The sequence below is a fragment of the Arthrobacter caoxuetaonis genome, from assembly GCF_023921125.1.
Classification (GTDB): Bacteria; Actinomycetota; Actinomycetes; order Actinomycetales; family Micrococcaceae; genus Arthrobacter_B; species Arthrobacter_B caoxuetaonis.
Genome location: NZ_CP099466.1, coordinates 2,436,054 through 2,454,003 on the forward strand (window position 1 = coordinate 2,436,054; position 17,950 = coordinate 2,454,003).

At 66.7% G+C, this 17,950-nt stretch carries 15 protein-coding genes and 1 tRNA gene; 5 read left to right on the forward strand and 11 right to left on the reverse strand.

Annotation, left to right across the window (positions count from 1 at the left end; translation table 11 throughout):
• Positions 1-51: 51 nt before the first annotated feature.
• The 6 genes from rho to argS form a co-directional block, all read right to left on the reverse strand.
• Positions 52-2,265, reverse strand: a complete 2,214-nt coding sequence (gene rho, locus NF551_RS11185) for a transcription termination factor Rho (RefSeq protein WP_227894632.1) — start codon at positions 2,263-2,265, stop codon at positions 52-54.
• A gap of 444 nt (positions 2,266-2,709) precedes the next feature.
• Positions 2,710-3,681, reverse strand: a complete 972-nt coding sequence (gene thrB, locus NF551_RS11190; RefSeq protein WP_423721222.1) for a homoserine kinase — start codon at positions 3,679-3,681, stop codon at positions 2,710-2,712.
• Positions 3,682-3,695: 14 nt separating this feature from the next.
• Positions 3,696-4,820, reverse strand: coding sequence for a threonine synthase (gene thrC / locus NF551_RS11195; protein WP_227894630.1), 1,125 nt, complete (start codon positions 4,818-4,820; stop codon positions 3,696-3,698).
• Between the two features lie 4 nt (positions 4,821-4,824).
• Positions 4,825-6,123 carry a homoserine dehydrogenase gene (locus NF551_RS11200; RefSeq protein ID WP_227894629.1) on the reverse strand — a complete coding sequence of 433 codons (1,299 nt, stop codon included), beginning with the start codon at positions 6,121-6,123 and terminating at the stop codon, positions 4,825-4,827.
• Between the two features lie 23 nt (positions 6,124-6,146).
• Positions 6,147-7,568 carry a diaminopimelate decarboxylase gene (gene lysA / locus NF551_RS11205; protein ID WP_227894628.1) on the reverse strand — a complete coding sequence of 474 codons (1,422 nt, stop codon included), beginning with the start codon at positions 7,566-7,568 and terminating at the stop codon, positions 6,147-6,149.
• Between the two features lie 8 nt (positions 7,569-7,576).
• Positions 7,577-9,226, reverse strand: a complete 1,650-nt coding sequence (gene argS, locus NF551_RS11210; protein ID WP_227894627.1) for an arginine--tRNA ligase — start codon at positions 9,224-9,226, stop codon at positions 7,577-7,579.
• A 164-nt stretch (positions 9,227-9,390) separates the two neighbouring features.
• Here argS and NF551_RS11215 point away from each other — a divergent pair, with 164 nt between their 5' ends.
• The 4 genes from NF551_RS11215 to NF551_RS11230 all read left to right on the forward strand — a co-directional run bounded on the left by NF551_RS11215 (position 9,391) and on the right by NF551_RS11230 (position 12,531).
• Positions 9,391-9,888 carry an FMN-binding protein gene (locus NF551_RS11215; protein WP_227894626.1) on the forward strand — a complete coding sequence of 166 codons (498 nt, stop codon included), beginning with the start codon at positions 9,391-9,393 and terminating at the stop codon, positions 9,886-9,888.
• A 7-nt stretch (positions 9,889-9,895) separates the two neighbouring features.
• Complete coding sequence (locus NF551_RS11220) at positions 9,896-10,777, forward strand: FAD:protein FMN transferase (RefSeq protein ID WP_227894625.1); 882 nt, start codon at positions 9,896-9,898, stop codon at positions 10,775-10,777.
• Complete coding sequence (locus tag NF551_RS11225) at positions 10,774-12,291, forward strand: oxidoreductase (RefSeq protein WP_227894624.1); 1,518 nt, start codon at positions 10,774-10,776, stop codon at positions 12,289-12,291. The genes NF551_RS11220 and NF551_RS11225 overlap by 4 nt, the downstream gene beginning before the upstream one ends.
• A gap of 167 nt (positions 12,292-12,458) precedes the next feature.
• Positions 12,459-12,531, forward strand: a tRNA-Arg gene (locus NF551_RS11230).
• Between the two features lie 84 nt (positions 12,532-12,615).
• On the opposite strand, the gene NF551_RS11235 is transcribed toward NF551_RS11230, so the two are convergent.
• The 4 genes from NF551_RS11235 to NF551_RS11250 all read right to left on the reverse strand — a co-directional run bounded on the left by NF551_RS11235 (position 12,616) and on the right by NF551_RS11250 (position 16,911).
• Positions 12,616-13,821 carry an ABC transporter permease gene (locus NF551_RS11235; RefSeq protein WP_227894623.1) on the reverse strand — a complete coding sequence of 402 codons (1,206 nt, stop codon included), beginning with the start codon at positions 13,819-13,821 and terminating at the stop codon, positions 12,616-12,618.
• The gene (locus NF551_RS11240) at positions 13,818-14,564 is read right to left on the reverse strand and encodes an ABC transporter ATP-binding protein (protein ID WP_227894622.1); all 747 of its coding nucleotides are present in this window, start codon (positions 14,562-14,564) and stop codon (positions 13,818-13,820) included. Before NF551_RS11240 ends, NF551_RS11235 begins: the two co-directional genes overlap by 4 nt.
• Positions 14,561-15,601 carry a permuted SH3 domain-containing protein gene (locus NF551_RS11245; RefSeq protein WP_227894621.1) on the reverse strand — a complete coding sequence of 347 codons (1,041 nt, stop codon included), beginning with the start codon at positions 15,599-15,601 and terminating at the stop codon, positions 14,561-14,563. Before NF551_RS11245 ends, NF551_RS11240 begins: the two co-directional genes overlap by 4 nt.
• 260 nt (positions 15,602-15,861) lie before the next feature.
• Positions 15,862-16,911 carry a helix-turn-helix domain-containing protein gene (locus NF551_RS11250; protein WP_227894620.1) on the reverse strand — a complete coding sequence of 350 codons (1,050 nt, stop codon included), beginning with the start codon at positions 16,909-16,911 and terminating at the stop codon, positions 15,862-15,864.
• A gap of 81 nt (positions 16,912-16,992) precedes the next feature.
• Here NF551_RS11250 and NF551_RS11255 point away from each other — a divergent pair, with 81 nt between their 5' ends.
• Complete coding sequence (locus NF551_RS11255) at positions 16,993-17,193, forward strand: hypothetical protein (protein ID WP_227894619.1); 201 nt, start codon at positions 16,993-16,995, stop codon at positions 17,191-17,193.
• Here NF551_RS11255 and NF551_RS11260 read toward each other — a convergent pair.
• Positions 17,190-17,849, reverse strand: coding sequence for a DinB family protein (locus tag NF551_RS11260; RefSeq protein ID WP_227894618.1), 660 nt, complete (start codon positions 17,847-17,849; stop codon positions 17,190-17,192). The two genes, NF551_RS11255 and NF551_RS11260, sit on opposite strands and share 4 nt — an antisense overlap.
• Between the last annotated feature and the right edge of the window lie 101 nt (positions 17,850-17,950).

Below are 17,950 nucleotides of genomic sequence, written 5' to 3' on the forward strand. Positions count from 1 at the left end.
GCCCCCGGTCCTCCTGAAAGGACCGGGGGCATGAGCGGCCGGGTAAGGCAGCTAATCGTTCTTGCTGCCCAGGGTGGTCTTCTGCACCTGCATCAGGAACTCGACGTTGGACTGCGTTTCCTTGATCTTGCCGGTGAGCAGTTCCAGCGCCTGCTGGGTGTCGAGGCCGGAGAGAACGCGGCGCAGGCGCCACATGATCTTGACCTCTTCAGCGGAAAGCAGGTTCTCTTCGCGCCGGGTACCGGAGGCGTTGACGTCAACGGCCGGGAAGATGCGCTTGTCCGCAAGGTTGCGGGAAAGGCGCAGTTCCATGTTGCCGGTGCCCTTGAACTCCTCGAAGATGACCTCGTCCATCTTGGACCCGGTCTCGACGAGCGCGGTGGCCAGGATGGTCAGCGAACCGCCGTTTTCGATGTTGCGGGCTGCACCGAAGAAGCGCTTCGGCGGGTACAGCGCCGAGGAGTCGACACCGCCGGAGAGGATGCGGCCGGACGCCGGAGCGGCCAGGTTGTAGGCACGGCCCAGGCGGGTCATGGAGTCCAGGAGGACGACGACGTCGTTGCCCATTTCCACGAGGCGCTTGGCCCGCTCGATGGCGAGTTCGGCAACCGTGGTGTGGTCATCGGCGGGACGGTCGAAGGTCGAGGCAATGACTTCACCCTTGACCGTGCGCTGCATGTCGGTGACTTCTTCGGGACGTTCGTCCACGAGGACCATCATCAGGTGCACTTCGGGGTTGTTGATGGAGATTGCGTTGGCAATCGCCTGCAGGATCAGCGTCTTGCCGGCCTTGGGCGGGGACACGATCAGGCCGCGCTGGCCCTTGCCGATCGGAGCCACCAGGTCAATGACGCGGGGGCCAATCACCTTGGGCGAAGTCTCCAGGCGCAGGCGCTCGGAGGGGTAGAGCGGAACCAGCTTGTTGAATTCGACGCGGTCCTTGTTGTCCTCGGCCGGCTTGCCGTTGACGGAAGTCAGGCGGACCAGCGCGTTGAACTTCTGGCGGGCGGTGTTGCCCTGGTTCTCGCCGTCACGCGGTGCGCGGATGGCGCCAACAACGGCGTCGCCCTTGCGCAGGTTGTACTTCTTGACCTGGGCGAGGGAAACATAGACGTCGTTCGGGCCCGGGAGGTAGCCGGACGTACGGACGAACGCGTAGTTCTCCAGCACATCCAGGATGCCTGCCACGGGCAGCAGGACGTCGTCTTCGGTAACTTCGACGTCGTCCACATCAGGGTTCCGGTCGCGGCTGCGGCGGCGCTCGTTGCGGTCACGGAACCGGTCGTTCCGGTCGTTGCGCTCGTTGCGGTCGTTCCGGTTGCGGTTGCGGCGGTTACGTCCGCTGCGGCTGTTGTCGTCGCCGTCGGAGTCGCGGTTGTCGTTGCGGTCGCCGCGGTTGTTCTCGCGCTCTGCGCGGTTTTCGTTCCGGTCGCCTCGGGTATTCTCGCGCTCGCCACGGCTTTCGTTCCGGTCACCGCGGGTATTCTCGCGCTCGCCACGGCTTTCGTTCCGGTCGCCGCGGGTATTCTCGCGCTCGCCACGGTTTTCGTTCCGTTCGCCGCGCTCTGCGCGGTTCTCGTTCCGGTCACCGCGGTTGCGGTTGCGGCCCTGGCGCTCGGAGCGGTCCTCGCCGGAGTCTGCCTTGTCCTGGCCGTTGTCCTGGCCGGCATTTTCCTGACCGGCATTTTCCTGGCCGGAGCTCTGGGCTGCGGCCTCTTCGGTGCTGCCCTCGCCGTCGTTGCGGCGGTTGCGGCGGTTGCGGCCACGCTCGCGCTGGCCTTCTTCACGGGTTTCCTGAACCGGTGCGGAGGCTTCGGGCTGGGCTGCTTCTGCTGCCTCGCCGGCTGCGGGCGTCACGACGCCGTCGCTCGCTGCCCGGCGGTTGCGGTTGCGGGTGCGTGCCGGACGCTCGGCCGGCTGCTCGCTGTCCGTGGCCTCGGCCTTTGCAGCCGGAGCGGACTCGCCGTTTCCGGCTTCCTTGGCGGGGCGGTCTGCGCCCGCCTTATCCGTCTGCGGTGCTTCGGACTTGGATCCGCGGACCGGACGGTCCGCTACGGCGCCGCCGCGCTGGTGGTTCGAAATGGCGGTCACCAGATCGCCCTTGCGCATGCGGGACCCTCCGGTGATGCCCAGTTGTCCGGCCAGTGCCTGCAGCTGTGCAAGCTTCAGGCCGGCGAGCCCGGAGCTCTTGGAAGTAGTTTCACCGTTGGAACCGGCGGATGCTGATGAGTCCACACCTGCAGTCAGGTCGGTGGTATCTGTCACGAAGGATCCTTCCCCCTCGTCGGGCGGTCCGGCGCAATGCCGGCCGCGTTGAATGGCCCTGGGACCGAAAATGAGATTTGCGGTTCAGGGTTCACCTGTTGCGGGACCAGTCCCGGCAACGGTGAATCTGCTGGTGCCTTGCTGGAGAGTCCACGGGAGTTACGGCAGTGTCACTGACGAAAAACGCGAGGATCAGATGATCGAGCGACTGACCGTTTCTTGGCAGTCTCCGGAAGGCTACACCGATGATTGCGTTTCCGCGGGCCGACGTTACCCTGCCGCCCGAATCGTTATGAATGAAGCGCTTTTGCAGCATCTGGGCTGATACCTGTGCACTACAGTCAACAATCCGGTTGCGGAGCTAGCCTCGGTGGTCCACAGAAACGGACGACCTTGCCGGTGGAAGCACAAATACGGTTATACACGAAAAACACGAATCGGTAATCACCGCTGGTGCAGTTCCACTGTAGCACCATCTCCGTCAACGCGAAGCCGGAGGACGCGCCAATTCTGCCCGGTTTGTGCGGCTGCGTGCCCCGCAATGAAGGCTTCGGCCTCAGCGGCCTGTCCCGCTCCCGCCGCCAGCGTCAGCACCGTCGGGCCCGCACCGGAGACGACGGCCGCAAACCCCGCTTTCCGCAGCGCGCCAACCAGGGCGGCACTGGGCTGCATGGCAGCTGCACGGTAGGACTGGTGCAGGAAATCTTCGGTAGCCTCCCGCAGCAGCGACGGATCTGCCGTCATGGCCAGCATCAGCAGCGCCGCGCGGCCGGAATTCGCGGCAGCATCCCGATGCGGCACACTGGCGGGCAGCAGGCCCCGTGCGCTCTCCGTGGACAGTTCGGTCGCCGGGATTGCCACAACGGGAATGATGTCGGGGTGCACTTCGGTCCGCACCGAACGGAACCGGCCCTCTTCTTCCCAGGAGACGGCCAGGCCGCCGCTGAGGGCGGGCGCCACATTGTCAGGATGGCCTTCGAGGGCCGAGCAGGCGTGCAGGAGTCCGGCAGCATCCAGCTGGGCCTCCGCCGGCAGCAGTGCGTTGCCCGCCAGCACGCCGGAGACTATTGCCGATGCCGAGGAACCCAGGCCCCGGCCATGCGGGATGACGTTCTCGCACTCAAGGTCGAATCCGCCGGCTGCATAGCCCGCATTGTGCACTGTCTCAATGACTGTGCGGGCAATGAGGTGCGTTTCGTCCGTCGGGAGCACTGCGGCTCCTTCGCCCTGCACCGTGACCCGGACGCGGCCGGAGCCGTTCGTCCGGATCCGCACCGTGTCGAACAGCCCGACCGCCATGCCCAGGGAGTCAAAGCCCGGGCCGAGGTTGGCACTGGTTGCGGGCACGCGGACGGTAATGTCCTGGTCCGGCGCGACCTGCACCGCCGGAGCGCTGCCCGGTGTCGTGAGCTCCACCTGCATGCCCTTTGCTAGCGGCCCGCGGCCGGGGCGGCCTCTTCGAGGCCAAGGGCAGCGGCAACGCTGACGACGTCGAAGTCCACCTTGGTCGGTTCGACGTCGGATCCGTCGGCAGTGCGCAGGGCCCACTGCGGGTCCTTCAGGCCGTGGCCCGTGACAGTGATGACGATCTTCTTGCCGCTCGGGGCTTCGCCCGCGGCGTGCTTCTTGAGCAGGCCCGCCACACCGGCGGCAGAGGCCGGTTCCACGAAGACGCCTTCGCGGGAGGAAAGCCAGCGGTGGGCCTCAAGGATTTCGGTATCCGTAACGGCTTCGATCAGGCCGCCGGATTCGTCGCGGGCCGCGATGGCCTGGTCCCAGGACGCGGGGTTGCCGATCCGGATGGCGGTGGCGATCGTGTCCGGGTCCGTCACCGGGTGGCCCTTGACCAGCGGCGACGCGCCTTCAGCCTGGAAGCCCCACATCACCGGAGTCTTGGTGGCAACGGGCGCAAGCTCCACGCCTGCATTGTTCGTCCACGGCTGCGCGTATTCCTGGTAGCCCCGCCAGTACGCTGTGATGTTGCCGGCGTTGCCGACGGGCAGGAGGTGGTAGTCCGGTGCGTCGCCCAGGTAGTCCACTACCTCGAAGGAGGCGGTCTTCTGGCCTTCGATGCGGGCCGGGTTCACGGAGTTGACCAGGAAAACCGGGTAGGCCTCCGCCAGCTTCCGGGCCACCTCGAGGCAGTTGTCGAAGTTGCCGTTGACCTGCAGCAGCTGCGCACCGTGGGCGATGGCCTGGCTGAGCTTACCCATCGAGATCTTGCCGTCCGGAACCAGCACGGCGCAGGTGAGTCCCGCCTGCGTTGCGTAGGCAGCGGCAGAGGCACTGGTGTTGCCGGTGGACGCGCAAACTACGGCCTTGGCCCCGGCTTCGACGGCGGCGGTCATGGCCATGGTCATGCCGCGGTCCTTGAAGGAGCCGGTGGGGTTCATGCCTTCGACCTTGAGGTAGACCTCGTTGCCGGTCAGTTCCGAGAGGGCCTTGGCGCGGACAAGCGGTGTACCGCCTTCACCGAGGGTAATGACTTCGGTGTTCTCGGTTACCGGCAGACGGTCGGCGTATTCGCGGATAACGCCGCGCCATTGATGAGCCACGGTTCTAGACCCCTTCTACCCGCAGGACGGATGTGACGGAATTGATGACGTCCAGGCCCTTGATGGCCTCGACGGTGGCCGCGAGGGCGGCCTCAGGTGCGCGGTGGGTGACAAAGCGCAGTTCAGCCGATGCATTTGCTGCGTCGCTGTGGCTCTTCTGCCGCATGGTTTCGATGGACACACCGTGGTCCGCGAAGACCTGCGCGACGGCGGACAGCACGCCGGGAGCGTCGGCGACGTCCAGGCCGATGCTGTAGCTCGTAGTGACCAGTTCCTTCGGCAGGGCCGGGAAATGGCCGGAGGCAGCTTCGACACCCATGTGGCCGCCCAGGGCCAGGCGGCGGGCAACAGTGACGACGTCGCCCATGACAGCCGAAGCGGTGGGAGTGCCCCCGGCGCCCTGGCCGTAGAACATCAGTTCGCCGGCGTTCTCGGCCTCAACGAAAACAGCGTTGAAGGCGCCGTGAACGGCGGCCAGCGGATGAGTGCGCGGCAGCAGCGTGGGATGGACCCGCACGCTGACGCCCTCGGTTCCGTCCGCCTCGAGCTTCTCGGCGATGGCCAGCAGCTTGATGACAAAACCGGCGTCCTTGGCCGCCGCGATGTCTTCGGCGGTGACACCGGTGATTCCTTCGCAGGAGACGTTGGCCATTTCGAACGTGGTGTGGAAGGCGAGGGAGGCCAGGATTGCACCCTTGGCCGCGGCATCATGGCCCTCGACGTCTGCCGTGGGGTCGGCTTCGGCATAGCCCAGGCGCTGTGCCTCGGCCAGGGCGTCGGCAAACTGCGCACCGGTGGTGTCCATGGCGTCGAGGATGTAGTTGGTGGTGCCGTTGACGATACCGAGTACGCGGGTGATCCGGTCACCGGAGAGGCTGTCGCGGATCGGGCCCAGGATAGGGATGGCGCCGGCAACCGCGGCTTCGTAGGCCAGCCGGACGCCTGCGGCATCTGCCTTCTCGTACAGCGCGGCACCGTCGGCAGCGAGCAGTGCCTTGTTGCCGGTGACAACAGAGGCACCGTGGCCGATAGCGTGCAGGATCAGGGTGCGCGCAGGTTCCAGCCCGCCCATCAGCTCAATGACGATGTCCGCTGATTCCACCAGTGCCTCGGCGTCGGTGGTGAACAGCTCGCGGGGAAGCTCGACGTCACGCGGGGCCTCCGGGTTGCGGACAGCGATTCCGGCCAGTTCCAGCCGGGCGCCCGTGCGTGCGGTGAGGTCGGCGGCGTCGTCAATGAGGATCCGGGCCACCTGGGATCCAACGTTGCCGCATCCCAACAGGGCCACTTTCAGGGTCTTCATTGCTGTGCCTTCTCCTATACCGGTCATGACATATCCCGCGCCAGCAGGTCTTCTTCGGTTTCACCGCGGATGATCAGCCGTGCGGCTCCGTCCCGAACAGCGACGACGGGCGGGCGGGCAATGTAGTTGTAGTTGCTCGACAGCGCCCAGCAGTAGGCGCCCGTGCCCGGAACGGCCAGCAGGTCGCCGTGGTCCACGTCCGAGGGCAGATAAACATCCCTCACTACTATGTCCCCGCTCTCGCAGTGTTTACCAACTACGCGCGACATAACCGCGTCATGTTCCGAGGAGCGGGACGCGAGCACCGCGGAGTAGTCGGCGTCGTAGAGCACCGGGCGGGCGTTGTCGCTCATCCCGCCGTCCACTGAGACGTACCGCCGGGCAGCAGTGCCGCCGTCTTCAGTATCCACCCGGACCGTCTTGATGGTGCCGGCGCGGTACAGCGTGAATGTTGTCGGTCCGACGATCGCGCGCCCGGGCTCAATCGAAATCCGGGGAACAGACAAACCCAGCTCCGCGCAGGTGGCCCCCACGACACCAGCCATCGCCTGGGCGATTTCGGCAGCGGGCCGCGGGGTGTCAGCTTCGGTGTAGGCGATCCCGTAGCCGCCGCCCAGGTCAAGTTCGGGAAGCTCGACGCCGTGGGCCGCCTTGACCTCCGCCATGAAGTCAAGCAGGCGGCGGGCCGCCAGTTCGAAGCCGGCGGGGTCGAAGATCTGCGAGCCGATATGGCTGTGCAGGCCCAGCAGGCGGATGCCGGGGTTTTCCAGTGCCTGCGCGACGGCGTCGGCAGCGGGCGAGGTCCCGGTTTCCGGATCGGCAGCCATGGACAGGCCGAACTTCTGGTCTTCGTGGGCCGTAGCGATGAACTCGTGCGTGTGGGCGTGGACCCCGGGGGTCAGACGCAGCATGATGTTGGCGCGGACGCCGCGGTCCTGCGCCAGGGCACCCAGCCGCCGCAGTTCCGGCAGGGAATCCACCACGATCCGGCCCAGCTCCATGTCCAGGGCGCGGTTCAGTTCGGCGTCGGATTTGTTGTTGCCGTGGAGTCCCAGGTCTGCGCCCGGGATGCCGGCGCGTGCGGCCACCGCCAGTTCGCCGCCGGAGCAGGTGTCCAGCCGCAGGCCTTCATCCGCGACCCAGCGGGCGATCTCGGTGCAGAGGAAGGACTTGCCCGCGTAATAGACGTCCACTCCCCCGCACAGTTCAGCGAATGCTGCGTCGAAGGAATCCTTGAAGTCCCGCGCCCGTGCCCGGAAATCCGCCTCAGACACGACGAACAGCGGGGTGCCGAAGTCGGCGGCCAGCTCGGAAACCGGGATGCCGGAGATTTCCAGTTCGCCGTCTTCGCCGCGGCGGACATCCCGGGCCCACATGGGCTCGTGCAGCTTGTTGGAATCTTCCGGGCAGCTCAGCCAGGCAGGGGCCAGCGGTGAAATGGTCATGGCGCGTCCTACATCCGTTCCGGCGCGGAAACGCCCAGCAGGTCCAGCCCGTTGGCCAGCACCTGGCGGGCAGCGAAGTTCAGCCACAGGCGGGTGCGGTTGACGTCCGTGACCTCCTCGCCGTTCTGCGGAGCGATCCGGCACGCGTCGTACCAGCGGTGGTAGGTTCCGGCGATGACCTCCAGGTGGCGGGCCACGCGGTGCGGTTCGCGGAAGACACTGGCCTGCGCGACGACGCCGGGGTACTGGCCCAGCGCTGCGAGCAGTGCGCCTTCGGTCGGGTGCGTGAGCAGGGATGCGTCGAAAGCGGAATCATCCACGCCTGCGGCTTCGGCGTTGCGGGCCAGCGCGTACGTCCGGGCGTGGGCGTACTGCACGTAGAACACGGGGTTCTCGTTGCTGCGTTTGGTGAGCAGGTCCAGGTCGACGTCGATGTTGGAGTCGGCGGAGAACCGGGCCAGGGTGTAGCGGGCAGCGTCCACTCCGACGGCATCCACGAGGTCCTCGAGGGTGACCACGGTTCCGGCGCGCTTGGACATCCGGACCGGCTTGCCGTCCTTCACCAGGTTCACCATCTGGCCGATCAGCACCTCGACGCACTCCGGGTCGTGGCCCAGGGCGGCAGCAGCGGCCTTCAGGCGTGCCACGTAGCCGTGGTGGTCCGCGCCGAGCATGTAGATGTTCAGGTCGAAGCCGCGCTCGCGCTTGTTCTGAATGTAGGCGATATCGCCGGCGATGTAGGCAGCGTTGCCGTCAGACTTGATGACCACCCGGTCCTTGTCGTCGCCAAACTCGGTGGAGTTCAGCCACCAGGCGCCGTCCTTCTCGTACAGGTTCTTCGAGCCCTTGAGCTGCTCCAGCAGCTTTTCCACGTGCCCGTCCTCGTGGAGGGAGTCTTCGTGGAAGTAGACATCAAAGTCGACGCCGAAGTTGTGCAGCGACTCCTTGATGTCACCGAACATCAGGTCCACGCCGATGGCGCGGAAACGCTCCTGCGCCTCTGCATCGGGCAGGTCGAGGATGTTCGGTTCGACGGCAAGCACGCGTGCGGTGATGTCCTCGATGTACGCGCCGGCGTAGCCGTCCTCCGGAGCCGGCTCACCCTTGGCGGAGGCCATCAGGGAGCGGGCGAAGCGGTCGATCTGCGCTCCGTGGTCATTGAAGTAGTACTCGCGGGTGACCTCTGCGCCCTGGGACTGGAAGACCCGCGCCAGCGCATCGCCGACTGCGGCCCAGCGGGTACCGCCGAGGTGGATCGGTCCGGTGGGGTTTGCCGAGACGAACTCGAGGTTGATCCTGGTGCCGGAGAGCGCATCGGAACGGCCGTAGGCCGGGCCCGCTTCAACGATGGCCTTGGCCAGCTCGCCGGCGGCACCGGCGTCGAGCGTAATGTTCAGGAACCCGGGACCGGCAATGTCCACCTTGGCGACGCCGTCGATCTTCTCCAGCCTGGAGGAGAGGATCTGCGCGAACTGGCGGGGGTTCATGCCGGCCTGCTTGGAGAGCTGGAGGGCGATGTTCGTGGCCCAGTCGCCGTGGTCGCGGTTCTTGGGGCGCTCCACGCGTACCTCGGAGGGAAGCTCGATGCTGAAGTCACCCGCATCGATGGCGTCTTTGAGGCAGGCGGTTACGGCAGAGGAAAGTTCTTCAGGAGTCACCGGTTAAGCATAGCGGGGACGCGCTCTGCGCCCTTATCCTGCGGACTTGGGCCGGTCCCGGCACCGGTTCGGGATCAGCGGAGCGGGCTCCCACAGGAAACCCCCAGCATTCATGCGCTGTAATAAAGGTTGAACATTCTTCCGCTTCCCGAAGGAGACCAACCGTGAAATCGCAGGCCAAAAAACCCCTCCTCACCGCCGTTGCCGGCGTGGCGCTGCTGGGTACTGCCGGCTGCGGCTCCGCCGGAACCGCACAGGACGGGCCTGCCACGCCGGCTCCTGCTTCTGCTCCTGCTCCTGCTTCTGCTTCGGCTTCTGAAGCGGTCCCTTCCGCTGCCGGCAGCACAGCCTCGGGCGCCGGCACTTACGCAGACGGCGAGTACACCGGGACGGGTTCCTACATCCCGCCGTCGAACAAGCAGGAAGAAGTGACGGTCACTATGACGCTCTCCGGCGGCACCGTGACCGCCGTGGAGGTCTCACCGTCGGGCAATAATCCGACGTCCAAGCGCTACCAGGCCGAATTCACCGACGGCATCCAGAAGGAGGTTGTCGGAAAACCCATCGACAGCCTCGACGTCGGCAAGGTCGCCGGATCCTCGCTGACCAGCCAGGGCTTCAACAAGGCACTGGAGCAGATCAAGGCTGAGGCAGGCAGCTAGAAATCCCGTGAACGAGGAGTACGGTTTCGAGGCGATCGGCACCCAGTGGCTCATCACCACCCAGAAGCCGGTGGACTCCGCAGCCCGGGCTGCCGTGGCCGGGCTCATCGCGGAGTATGACGCGGCACTGTCCCGTTTCCGCCCGGATTCAGTGCTGGGCTCGCTGGGCGGCGGCGCGGGAACCGTAATCCTCCCCGGCTACACCGCCGGGCTGTTCCAGCTCTTCGGCCGGCTCGAGGCGCTGACCGGGGGCAGGCTCAATCCACTCGTCGGCGGGTCGCTGGAGCAGCTCGGCTACGGCCCCGGCTACCGGTTGCAGCCGCAGGGCCCCGCCGTCGCTGCCCCTCCCTGGCGTTCCGCGGCAACCTGGCGCCCGGTTCACGGGCCGGCCGGCGGCGTCGAACTGGTCCTGGAGCGTCCCGCCACCGTCGATGTGGGGGCGGCAGGCAAGGGACAGCTGGTGGACCTGGTCTGGGAGCTGCTGGTCTTCCGCGGATATGCTTCGGTAGTGGTTGATGCCGGATCGGACATGCGCCATTCCGGTGCTGCGGGCGTTCGTGTGGCACTGGAACACCCTTACGATTCCACGCAGGCCATTGGCGTCGTCGAAGTTTCGGGGCGTGCCCTCTGTGCGTCGGCAGCCAGCCGCCGGACCTGGGGAGAAGGCCTGCACCATGTACTCGACGCGTCCACCGGCCGCCCCGTGGACGCAGTGGCCGCAACCTGGGTCCTGGCCCCGGACGCCATGACTGCGGACGGGCTTGCGACCGCCCTGTTCCTGACCGACCCTTCACTGCTCGCCGCGGAGTTCGACTTCGACTACGTCCGGATGTTCTCCGACGGCCGGGCACAGTATTCACCCGCTATGGCTGGAGTCCTTTTTTCATGACCGTATCCCTGAGCCCGCCCACTGCACGGCTGCAGCGCCTGCTGGGCAAGATGAGCATGTACCGCATGCTGGTGGTACTGCTGCTGGCCTTGGCAGCCTGGTCGTTTGTGCTCTCGCTGACCGGGGCACTTCATTACACGCCGGCTGAGCTGGCGGCCACGCTGGCCACATCGGTCGTCTCCACGCTGGTGGCCAGCCGGGTCATGGGGCTATTGTTCCGCACCTTCCCGATGACGGACTCGGCCCTCATCACCGGCCTGCTGCTGTTTTTCCTCTTCTGGCCGACCACTGACGGTCCCGAACTGGGCACCATCGCACTGGCTGCCTTTGCCGCGACGGCGTCGAAATACGTCCTCGTCTGGCGCCGCCGGCACATCTTCAACCCCGCCGCCCTCGGCGCCGTTGTTATTGGCTTCACCGGGCTGAACGTGCCGGTCTGGTGGGTGGCTGCTCCGCTGATGCTCGTCGTGGTCCTGCCCGCCGCCCTCCTGGTGCTCTACCGCAGCCGGCTGCTGCCCATGGCCGGGGTCTTCGTCCTCGTCGCCGCGGGGATTGTGGGTATGCGCTTCGCGGTTGCCGGTGAGCCGGTCCTGGACGGGCTGGCCACTGCATTCATGTCTTATCCCATCCTGTTCTTCGCCGGGTTCATGCTCTCCGAGCCGCTGACCCTGCCGCCGCTGCGCTGGCAGCGGCTCGCTGAAGCCGCCGTCGTCGGTGTCCTGTTTGCGACTCCGCTCTCCGTGGGTCCGGTGTTCATGTCACCGGAGCTGGCACTGCTGATCGGCAACCTGCTGGCTTTCGCCGTGGGCCAGCGCGGAGGCATCAGCCTGCGGCTGCGCGAGGCGCGGGAGCTGACCCCCACCTCCCGCGAGCTCATCTTCGAGCCGGCGCGTCCGCTGCGTTTCCGGGCGGGCCAGTACCTTGAGCTGAGCCTGCCGCACCCCAACCCGGACGGACGCGGCCTGCGGCGTGTTTTCAGCATCACCTCCGATCCGGCAGACGGTTCCACCGTGTCCCTTGGGCTGCGCGTCTCCGAACCGGGCAGTTCCTTCAAGACCAAGCTGCTGGCGCTGAAGCCCGGAGCCAGGCTCTCCGCGACGTCCGTGGGCGGAGACTTCCAGCTCCCCCGCGATCCCTCCCGCAAGCTGCTGCTGGTTGCCTCCGGGATCGGGATTACCCCGTTCATCAGCCAGCTGCGCTCGGCGGAGGCCGAGGGACGCGACGCCGTGCTGGTTTACGCAGCATCGTCTGCGGCGGAGCTGGCCTACGCCGGCGAACTGGCGGAGATGGACGTTCGGGTGCTGGCCTGCACGCCGGAGGATCCCGGGGTTCCGGGCTGGAGGTGGCTCGGACCGGGGCTGCCGGACGGCGCCCGCCTGCGCGAGGCCGTGCCGGACGCTGCCGAGCGGACAGCGTTCCTGGCCGGGTCGCCGTCGGCCGTTGCCTACGCCCGCCGGGAGATCCGGTCAGCCGGCGTCCGCCGGGTGCACACCGATCCCTTCCTCGGCTACTAACCGCCCTCCCCCTCCTCCTCGAGAGGCCACTTACGGCTCTTTTGACGGCTGAAACGAGCCGTAAGTGGCCTCTCGGCGGGTGGGAACCAAAAGTGGTTTCCGGGCACCGCCGAGAACCTGCTAAGCTTCTTTAGTCCCTGCAGGACGTACCGGTTCGCCGGTGTCCCGCCCTCGTAGCTCAGGGGATAGAGCGGTTGCCTCCGGAGCAACAGGCCGTAGGTTCGAATCCTATCGAGGGCACGTGAATTGCAGGGAAAACCCCCGCTGCCTTACCGGCAGCGGGGGTTTTTGCTTTCCGTGGGTGACTCCCCGGCAGTGGATCTCCTAGTACCTGATGGCGTCGATAACTTTCACACGCACCGCCACCAGCGCGGGAATCAGGCCGGCCAGGGTTCCGACGGCGGTAGCCGCTGCCAACCCCAGAATCGCTGCGGTGACCGGGAACGGCGGCAGCTCCGTTATTCCGAACGCAATCTGCTCCTGCACGATCGGAAGCTGGACGACGGCGACGGCTGCCATTACGCCGACGACGCCTGCCGCGAACGTTGCGACCACGGACTCAAGCAGGACTCCAAAGAAGATCCTGCCCGAGGTGGCGCCGAAGCTGCGGCGGATGCCGATCTCCCGAACCCTGTGCCTGACGGTCACCATGGAGATATTCAAGAGGCCCACGGCCCCCAGAAGCATCACCATGCCGGCTATGCCGCCTACCACCAGCGTCATGACAGCGTACGGGTCGCCCCAGGCTGCATAGTCGCTGCGGTACACATTGGGCTGCATCCCGGGGAACTGCGCCGCCAGGTCTGCCGTGATGGCGTGCTGCAGCGGCTCGGCGATCTCCTCGGGAACCCAGAGTTCCAGCATCGGCACAGCGCCCGTGAGGCTCTCTGCCGTCCCGAGCCGGTCATACGCGTCGGTGAGCATGTACGCAGCCGCAGGCTCGTCAGCCCACGAATTCACCCGGACGCCGGTGATCACCGCATTGACCGGCTTTCCGTTCCAGATCTCCACTACGGGATCGGCGGCAAGGTCCGGGTAGCCCAGCCGGGCGTGGAACGCTTCGTTGATGATCACCGCAGGTGCCAGCCGGGAGGAATCTGCCTCGGTGAACCAGGAACCGGAGGAAAGGTTGACCCGGCGCATGGTGCCGAAGTCCGCATCCACCACCACGGTCTCGGTCTGGGCAACGCCGTCGGGGAACTGGAAGGGCAGGGCAGTTGGCAGGTACATCGAAGCGTGGCTGACGGCGTACCGCTCCACGGTGGCATCGTAGGCGTCCCGGAGGGCCATGACATCGGCCGGGGACCCGTCATTGGGATACGCGGAGACACTCAACGTCGCCGGCCTGCCGCTTTGCGCTTCGGAGCCCTGCGCCATTGCCGCCCGGGCCATGTCCGCCAGGGCGACGACGGCAGTCAGCGCTGCCACTGACAGGGCTACGCCAACCAGGGCGAGCAAGACCCGGGCCTTGTGGATCCGCAGCTCTGTCCAGGCCTCCACCAGTGCCGCGGTCATTCCGGACAGGCTCATGCTTCGCCCCCTTCCCCGGCGCGCAGGCGGCCGGCATCAAGGAGGTAGTGCCGGTCCGCCAGCGCAGCCACGTTCGGATCGTGGGTGATCGTCACCAGGGAAGCACCTGATTCGGCCACCACATCAGAAAGCAGTGCCATCACGGACGCTCCGGTGGCAACGTCCAGCGCACCGGTCGGTTCGTCTGCCAGGATCAGCTGCGGACTGCGGACCAGCGCCCTGGCGATCGCCACGCGCTGCTGTTCTCCGCCGGAGAGCTTCTGCGGTTTGTCCCGCAGCCGGGACCCCAGGCCCACCCGCTCCAGCATGCCGGCCGCTATCCGTTCCCGCTGCCAGAACGTCCGGCCGCGGGCGTACAGCAGCGGCGTCATGACGTTCTCCAGTGCCGTGCGTTCGGGCAGGAGATTGAACTGCTGAAAGATGAAACCGACGGCGTTTCCACGCCGCACGGCCCTGGCATTCCCGCTCATGGATTCGGCCGGCACACCGTCAAACTCCATCCGTCCGGAGGTGGGAAGGTCCAGCATCCCCAGGATGTTCAGGAGGGTTGATTTCCCCGATCCCGAGCGCCCCACCACCGAAATATGCTCGCCGGCGTGGATCTGCAGGTCGACGCCGTCCAGGATGGTGAGCTTCTCTCCGTCCGGGAGGGCAACGCTGCGTGTGACCGCTTCCAAGCTGGCCAGGGGCCCGGCTTCCGTGCCCGCGGGTGCTTCCAGGAACGTGGCTGCAGCCCCGGTCATCCGCCCATCACTCCGGGGCCGTACATGATTCCGGCCTCGTTCATGGGTGCTTCGGCACCGGGGACGAAGAGCAGCACTTCTTCGCCTTCGCTCAGGCCCTCGGTGATTTCCACAAGCTGGCCGTCAGTCAGGCCGAGGACAACGGGGCGTTCTTCGCTGCTTCCTTCTTCGCCCACAACCCAGACGATGCCGTTTTGCACCAGTCCCTGGACCGCCGTCGTGGGCACGGTGACGGCGTCGAGCGCCTGGCCGGCGGTGATGGCAACAGAGGCGCCAAGTCCCGCGAACACTGCCACCCCTTCCGGCACGGCACAGCTCACGGATCCCGCATCCGGTGATGCCGGCGGGCCGAAGCTGGCCCCGGGGGCCTGTGCCTGGGTGGAGATGCCCTCGGCGGCGGGAGGCGTCCGTCCCATGGTGACGTCGCTGCAGGCGAAGGGCGCCGGGCCGCCGTTGATGGTTACCTCGGCGGTGTTCGGACGGTCCATGATCCGGAACTGCTGGTCAGTGCTCAGGGTGCCCTGTACGGAGAAGGTTCCCGGATCAATCGCACCGATGTCGCTCCCGACGGCGACCTGCTGGTTCAGGAGCACGGTAAAGCTGCTGAGGGTCCCGTCCGCGGGTGCCGTGACGTCCACGAAGGTGTAGAGCGGTGCCGGCGGAGCCGTGGGTTCCTCGCTGTCGGACACGGGCGGCGCCGCGGGCTGGTCCTCCACGGGCTTTCGGACCTGGAACAGCCGTTCGCCCTTCACCACCTGCTGGCCGGCTTCGGCATCGAGGAAGACGACCACGCCCTCCGCCGTGCTGCGGACCGGGATTGCCGGATCGGCGGCAACGGCGCCCTGGAGCTCGACGGTATTCGTGATCGCGGCACGTTCGGCCAGGACGGTTGCTGTCTGCAGCTGGGCCGAGGGCACCTGCGGCTGGGCTTCGGCACGCATCCCGTCGACGAAGGCAAGCTTGAACAGGGCTGCGGCAATAACGGCGAAGACCACCAGCCACAGGACAGGGAAAACTATGCGTCGGACGACACCCATGCAGACACTCCATTGCGGTTGCGTTCGCTGCCGGGTGGGGCCAGCTGCGTGTTCGGTCCGGGCACAGAGGTGCAGTGCGCCTGCCCCTCTGCGCACCGGCAGATGCCTTGGAAGCTACCAGCAAATGCTGTCTCAGACGGCCGGGAAACTCCGCAGCCCCAGGGATTTCGTCTTTTGGGAGTGGACGTTTCAACCCGCAGGCTGAAAGCTGCGGACTCACCGGCCGGACCCGGGACGCCTGCTAGCGCGGACCGGGATTGCTAGCGCGGTGCGGGCTGCGAGCGCGGTGCGGGCTGCGCCGGGTGGAGGGCGTAGCGGCTCCCGCCGCCCTTTCCCAGCCGGTCAGCCCGTCCTCGAAAGACGCGCCGGTAGGCTGCCGGGCTGATGCCTACTTCGCGGTTGAAGTGGTGCCTCAGCAGGACTGCCTGCCCAAACCCTGCCGCCCGGGCGACCTCCTCGACGGTCAGTTCGGAGTCTTCCAGGAGTTCCTGTGCGCGCAGGACGCGCTGGGCATTGATCCAGGCGCCGGGGGTCGTGCCGGTTTCGGATTTGAAGCGCCGCGCGAAGGTGCGCGGGGACATGTTCTCCCTGGCAGCGAGCGCCGTTACCGAGTGCGCCTGCTCCAGGTGCGAGGCGATCCAGACCAGGAGGTCTTCCAGGGTGCCGACGCCCGCAGCGGAGACCGGCCGGTCAATGTACTGGGCCTGCCCGCCGTCGCGGTGAGGAGGCACCACCATGTCCCTGGCGATAGCCGCTGCTGCCTTCGCTCCGAGCTCCAGCCGGACCAGGTGCAGGGCCGCGTCGATGCCAGCTGCTGTCCCCGCGCTGGTGACGACGTTGCCCGCCTGGACGTACAGCACGTCCTCGTCCACTTCTACCAGCGGATAAAGGGAGGCCAGCTGGTGGGAGTTCAGCCAGTGCGTGGTTGCTTTCTTCCCGTCCAGGAGGCCTGCTTCTGCGAGCGCGAAGGCACCGGTACAGACCGAAAGGACCCATGCACCGCGGTCGTGGGCATCCCGCAGCGCCTGGAGCACCGGTTCCGGCGCCGGCGTCGGTTCCGGTTTCCAGCGGCCAAAAGGCGCCATCACCACCAAGTCCGCATCCCGGACGGCATCGAGCCCGGCGTCCACCCTGATGGAGTATCCGGACGACGTCCGGACCTCTCCGGGAACGTCCGTGGCCAGCCGGAAATCGAAATGCGGAACCCCGGTGCCGCGGCCCGAGCGGTCAAGGCCGAACACTTCGGAAAGGATTCCCAGTTCAAAGGAGCCGACGTTGTCCAGGGCAATCGCTGCCACAGATCTCAGCATGGGACGAGTATGGCAGTAACTTGTTGCTGATGGTCGTTTCTGCCACTTATTTTTGTTCCCCCGCGGGATGAGCCTTGAAGTATGGAAATCTTTCTGGCCGGCATTGTCATCGCGCTCCTCATTGCCAGCATCACTGCCGTGGTGATGGGCATCCACAATGACGGGCGCGGCCACCTGCCCCCGGTCCGGTCCAACGCCCCGTGGCACGGCAACGCCCTTTGGGATGTCAGCGACCCCCGTGATCTGTCCCTGGACCACCAGCGCTACCAGCCACGCCGCTAGGCCCCGGCGTCCTCCCTGGCCGCAGCGCTGTTAACGCTCCCTGCCGCCGGAGCCCCGTCACGGTGCGCATACAGGTCCCGCAGCAGGGCCACTTCTGCCAGTTGATGGATGAGTTCCCGGTGGATATGGAGCACCAGCGTGGCCATGGGCGCCTCCGCCCACCCCCCTTCCGCAGGTCCCACGGGTCTGGCCAGGTCTTCCTCTGAGAGGGCAGAGACGTGGCTGATCCACCGCCCGTAATACTCGTCCAGCAGCGCGAGTGCTTCGGCCGCGTTCCCCGGGTACTCGAAGCTCTCATAGTCCGCCGCCGGACCGCCAAAATGGGCGGCATTCCGTTGTCCAAGGACTCCGCACAGGATGTGGGACAGCCGCCAGGCAATGGTGGTCACCGGTGCGGGATCTGGCTCAGGGTAGGCCCAGTCGCAGGTGTAATCCCCGGACCCGGCCTGGATTGGAGCATCCCCGGTTCCCCGGGGCCGGACATTCCAGCAGCCCTGCACCGGTTCCCAGAAGTACTCTTCGTCGCTGAGGCCCTCCAGCCGCGGCCTGGCCTGGTTCTCCCAGTGCCACCGAAGCTGGTCCGCCAGCTCCGTCCCCCAGTTCAGCCCGGGCTGCGCGGGTCCGTGGTGGACAAGGGGCTCGGTGTGTTCCGTCATGGCTGCTCCTCCTGGGTGAGTGCGTGCGGGTTCGTTAGGTCAGAGCACCCAGACTAGTTTTCATCCAGGACAGCTTCTGTCCGCATACCGGAGTACGTTGG

What these genes read in the sequence shown, in the direction of transcription:
- NF551_RS11245 (WP_227894621.1), bottom strand. Translation starts at nt 15,601, where the DNA reads ATGGGTGTCGTCCGACGCATAGTTTTCCCTGTCCTGTGGCTGGTGGTC.
- NF551_RS11255 (WP_227894619.1), top strand. Translation starts at nt 16,993, where the DNA reads ATGGAAATCTTTCTGGCCGGCATTGTCATCGCGCTCCTCATTGCCAGC.
- NF551_RS11225 (WP_227894624.1), top strand. Translation starts at nt 10,774, where the DNA reads ATGACCGTATCCCTGAGCCCGCCCACTGCACGGCTGCAGCGCCTGCTG.
- NF551_RS11200 (WP_227894629.1), bottom strand. Translation starts at nt 6,123, where the DNA reads ATGAAGACCCTGAAAGTGGCCCTGTTGGGATGCGGCAACGTTGGATCC.
- NF551_RS11240 (WP_227894622.1), bottom strand. Translation starts at nt 14,564, where the DNA reads ATGACCGGGGCTGCAGCCACGTTCCTGGAAGCACCCGCGGGCACGGAA.
- NF551_RS11260 (WP_227894618.1), bottom strand. Translation starts at nt 17,849, where the DNA reads ATGACGGAACACACCGAGCCCCTTGTCCACCACGGACCCGCGCAGCCC.
- lysA (WP_227894628.1), bottom strand. Translation starts at nt 7,568, where the DNA reads ATGACCATTTCACCGCTGGCCCCTGCCTGGCTGAGCTGCCCGGAAGAT.
- NF551_RS11235 (WP_227894623.1), bottom strand. Translation starts at nt 13,821, where the DNA reads ATGAGCCTGTCCGGAATGACCGCGGCACTGGTGGAGGCCTGGACAGAG.
- NF551_RS11250 (WP_227894620.1), bottom strand. Translation starts at nt 16,911, where the DNA reads ATGCTGAGATCTGTGGCAGCGATTGCCCTGGACAACGTCGGCTCCTTT.